Source organism: Kitasatospora putterlickiae (assembly GCF_039527695.1).
Taxonomy (GTDB): domain Bacteria; phylum Actinomycetota; class Actinomycetes; order Streptomycetales; family Streptomycetaceae; genus Kitasatospora; species Kitasatospora putterlickiae.
Genome location: NZ_BAAAKJ010000209.1, coordinates 781 through 4,868, shown reverse-complemented (window position 1 = coordinate 4,868; position 4,088 = coordinate 781). Strand labels below are relative to the sequence as shown.

General features: G+C 75.6%; 3 protein-coding genes. All 3 read right to left on the bottom strand.

The genetic code is table 11. The annotated features are described in order from the left end of the window. Positions 1-45 precede the first annotated feature (45 nt). Positions 46-678 carry a DUF7691 family protein gene (locus tag ABD308_RS20815; RefSeq protein WP_344337425.1) on the bottom strand — a complete coding sequence of 211 codons (633 nt, stop codon included), beginning with the start codon at positions 676-678 and terminating at the stop codon, positions 46-48. Between the two features lie 46 nt (positions 679-724). Continuing rightward, positions 725-1,405, bottom strand: coding sequence for a DUF4232 domain-containing protein (locus ABD308_RS20810; RefSeq protein ID WP_344337424.1), 681 nt, complete (start codon positions 1,403-1,405; stop codon positions 725-727). A 24-nt stretch (positions 1,406-1,429) separates the two neighbouring features. After that, positions 1,430-4,088 (bottom strand): error-prone DNA polymerase (locus tag ABD308_RS20805; RefSeq protein ID WP_344337423.1); only part of this gene is annotated, 2,659 nt, incomplete at its 5' end.

The window sequence follows — 4,088 nt, the reverse complement described above, 5'->3', positions numbered from 1 at the left end:
GCGCAGGCACCCCCCACGACTGCGCCGCGCCGGTCGCACGTGTCGCTACTTCCCCCCGTCCCGCAGGAGCAGCAGCCCGCGGCCCCGCTCCAGGGCGCCCGCCGTCCAGGCCGGGAGCAGCTCGCCGACCAGCCACTCGACCTCCTCGGCCGCGTCCTCGTCACCGCCCGGCAGGAGTTCGGGCTCCTCGTGGATCCGGCCGAGGTCGAATCCCGCCAGTTCGGCGCGGACGCGATCGAGTTGAGGGCCGGCCGCGAGGGAGGGGAAGGGCCAGGGGTCGGCGTCCGGCGCCTCCGAGCCCGGCCACGGGAAGGGCCAGGGGCGCGTCCAGAGACCGGCGAGGGCAGGCAGCCCCCAGGCCTCGAAGGTGTCCGCCAGTTCGTGCCAGCCCCGGCCGGGCAGCGTCGCCGCGCCGAGGGTGTCACCCGCGCCGGGCAGCAGGAGTTCCAGCAGCCAGGTGTAGCCGGCGGGCCGGGACGGGTCGAGCCGGCCGGTGGCGATCTCCCGCAGGGCGGCCTCCACTTCGGCGGGTTCGGTGGTCCGCAGCAGCCGTCCGGCGGCGGCGAGCGGGCCGATGCGGTCGAGCCCGGCCCGGACGAAGGCCTCGCCGCCGGAGCCGACCGTGCGCAGCAGGGCATCGCCGTCGACGGCGAACGCCGACAGGTACTGTTCGGACATCGCGCCATTATCGCGGTGGTGTCAGGTCCCTTGGCGTGCCGGGGGGTTAGGGCGCCGTTTTGGTCCAGGGGGCGACGCCGAGCCGGCCGGTGGTGCCGAGGTCGAGGTGGGCCGGGACGGTGAGCCGGGGGCGGCCCTGGAGCGGGGCGAGGTCGAGGAAGCGGCCGTTGTCGGGGGCCTTGTCGCCGGCGGCCACCGTGTTGCGCCAGACCAGGTGGGACTCGGCGTACTCCTGGGGCTGGAGGATCAGCGGTGCGGGGGCGGCGTCGAAGTTCTCCAGGGTGGCGATGCCGGCCGAGCCGCGTTTGACGGTGATGGCGAGCGGGGCGCGTTCGGCGTCGAGGACGCGGACGGCGGGGTGGCCCTTGAGGGCGTAGGGGCGGGTGCCGCAGTTGGTCAGCCGGACCGGCATCACCCGCAGGCCCATGGCGGCGTTGGCCTCGCCGACGGTCAGCGCGAGGCCCTCGGGGGAACAGGCGGTCGCCGGGGCGGGTGCGACCGGGAGGGACGTGACCGGGAGGGGCGTGTCGCCGATGCTGCGCGCCGGTCCGGGCGCTCCCCCGCCCGCGCCGGTCGCCGCGATGCTGCCGCACCCGGCCGTCACCAGCGCCGTCACCAGCGCACCGGCCGCGAGCGGCAGCCCGGTCCGAACGGGTCGCGGCGCCCGGCGGGCCACGCCCGGAACCGCGCTCTGCGGCAACGGCGTCGAGTCCATGGGGACGATCATGGCACGAACCGTTCCCCGCGTCCGTCACAGTCCGATCCGCAGCGGGGTGAGCCGGGTGGCGACCAGGTTGGTGGCGCCCCGGTCCCGTTCGACGTGCCCGTGGACCAGCAGCCCGGCCCGGTCCAGGGCGGTGCGGCGCTGGGACTCCCAGACCGGCCGGCTGCAGATCACATTGATCAGCCCGGTCTCGTCCTCCAGGCTGAGGAAGAGCACCCCGCCCGCCGTCGGCGGCCGCTGCCGGTGGGTGACCAGGCCGCCGACCACCACCGCCGTCCCCGGCGCCACGTCCGGCAGTTCGGCGGCCGAGAGCGCGCCACCGCGCTCCAGGTGGGCGCGCAGGTGCTGGAGCGGGTGGCTGGTCGCGGACGTCCCGGTGGCCCAGAGGTCGGCGATGGTCTCCTCGACCGGGGTCATCGCGGGCAGGTCCGGCGCCTCGGTGCCGGGCGTGGTGCCCGGGATGAGGTCCGCCGAGACGCCCGCGAACGCGCCCGCCGCCCAGAGCGCCTGCCGCCGGCCGAGCCCGAAGCAGCCGAACGCGCCCGCCGCGGCCAGCGCCTCCAGCCCCGGCGCGGGCAGGCCGGTGCGGCGGGCGAAGTCCTCCAGGTCCGCGTACGGCCGCCCGGCCGCGATCGCCTCGGCCTGCGCGGTGCCGATGCCGCGCACGGTGTCCAGGCCCAGCCGGATCGCGGGCTGCGGCTTCCCGGCGGTGAGCGGCGGCCTGGGCGTCGGCCCCCGGTACGGCTCCAGGGTGGGCCCGGCGCCACTGGCGTTGACGTCCACCCCGCGCACCCGCACGCCGTGCCGCCGGGCGTCCGAGATCAGACTGAGCGGCGAGTAGAAGCCCATCGGCTGGTTGGCCAGCAGGGCGCAGGTGAAGGCCGCCGGGTAGTGGTACTTGAGCCAGGCGCTGGCGTACACCAGGTAGGCGAAGCTGATCGCGTGGCTCTCCGGGAAGCCGTAGTTGGAGAAGGCCTCGATCTTGGTGTAGACGTCCTGCGCCACCTCCTCCGGGATGCCGCGCTCGGCCATGCCGCCGAGCAGCCGCTCACGCAGCCGGGCGACCCGTTCGTGCGAGCGCTTGGCGCCCATCGCCTGGCGCAGCCGGTCCGCCTCGGCGGGGGTGAACCCGGCGCAGTCGATGGCGAGTTGCATCATCTGCTCCTGGAACAGCGGCACCCCGAGGGTCTTGCCGAGCGCGTTCTCCATCAGCGGGTGCGGGCAGCCGGCCGGCTCCACCCCGGCGCGCCGGCGCAGGTACGGGTGCACGGAGCCGCCCTGGATCGGACCCGGCCGGATCAGCGCGACCTCCACCACCAGGTCGTAGAAGTGGTCCGGCTTGAGCCGGGGCAGGGTGGCCATCTGGGCGCGCGACTCGACCTGGAAGACGCCGACGGTGTCGGCCCGCCGCAGCATCGTGTACACGCCCGGGTCGTCGTCCGGGATGGTCGCCAGGTCGTAGTGCTCGCCGTGGTGCCGGGCGACCAGGTCGCAGGTGTCGTGCAGCGCGGCGAGCATGCCGAGGCCGAGCAGGTCGATCTTGACCAGCCCGGCGCCGGCCACCGACTCCTTGTCCCACTGCAGCACGGAGCGCCCCGGCATCCGCGCCCACTCGGTCGGGCAGATCCCGGCGATCGGCTCCCGGGTGAGCACCATGCCGCCCGAGTGGATGCCCAGGTGGCGCGGCAGGCCGTGGAGCTGCCCGGCGAGCGCGAGCACGTCGGCGGGGATGACGGCGTCCGCGCCGGGCGGCGAGCGGAAGTCGGCCTGCCGGCTGAACGCGTCCACCTGGCCCTGCGGGTAGCCGAGCACCCGGGCGGCGTCGCGCAGCGCCAGCCGGGGCCGGTAGGTGATCACATTGGCGACCTGGGCGGCGTGCTCGCGCCCGTAGCGGCGGTAGACGTACTGGATGACCTCCTCGCGGCGGCGGTTCTCGATGTCCAGGTCGATGTCCGGCGGTCCGTCGCGGGCGGTGGAGAGGAAGCGCTCGAAGAGCAGCTTGTAGTGCACCGGGTCGACGGCGGTGATCCCGAGCGCGTAGCAGACCGCCGAGTTGGCCGCCGAGCCGCGCCCCTGGCACCAGATGGACTCCCGGCGGCAGAAGTCGACGATGTCGTGCACGATCAGGAAGTAGCCGGCCAGGTCGAGTTCCTCGATGACGTCCAGCTCCCGGGCGAGCTGGCGGCGGGCCGGGCCGTTGCCGGGCCCGAACCGGCCCGGGCCGCCCTCGGCGACCAGGGCGCGCAGATGGCTGATCTCGGTGTGGCCGGGCGGGACGGGGTAGCCGGGCAGTTCCGGGTCCAGGGTGGCGAAGTCGAAGGCGCAGGCGCGGGCGAGCTCCACGGTGGCCTCGCGCACGCCCGGGAAACGGGCCAGCCGGGCCGCCATCTCGCGGCCGGAGCGCAGGTGGGCGGTGCCGGCGGCCTGCGTCCAGCCGGCCGCCTCGGTGAGGGTCCGGCGGTCGTGCAGGGCGGCCAGGCTCTGGGCGAGCCGGCCCTCGGCGGGGCTCGCGTGGTGGGCGTTGGTGGAGGCGACGGTGGTCAGGCCCAGCCGGGCGGCGAGCGCGGCGAGGGCGTCGTTGCGCGGGTCGTCGCCGGGGAGCCACTGGTGGATCAGCTCGACGTGGACGTTCTCGCGCCCGAACGCCTCGGTGAGGAGGTGGAGTTGGCGCTCGGGGTCGCCCTGG

What these genes read in the sequence shown, in the direction of transcription:
- ABD308_RS20815 (WP_344337425.1), bottom strand. Translation starts at nt 678, where the DNA reads ATGTCCGAACAGTACCTGTCGGCGTTCGCCGTCGACGGCGATGCCCTG.
- ABD308_RS20810 (WP_344337424.1), bottom strand. Translation starts at nt 1,405, where the DNA reads ATGATCGTCCCCATGGACTCGACGCCGTTGCCGCAGAGCGCGGTTCCG.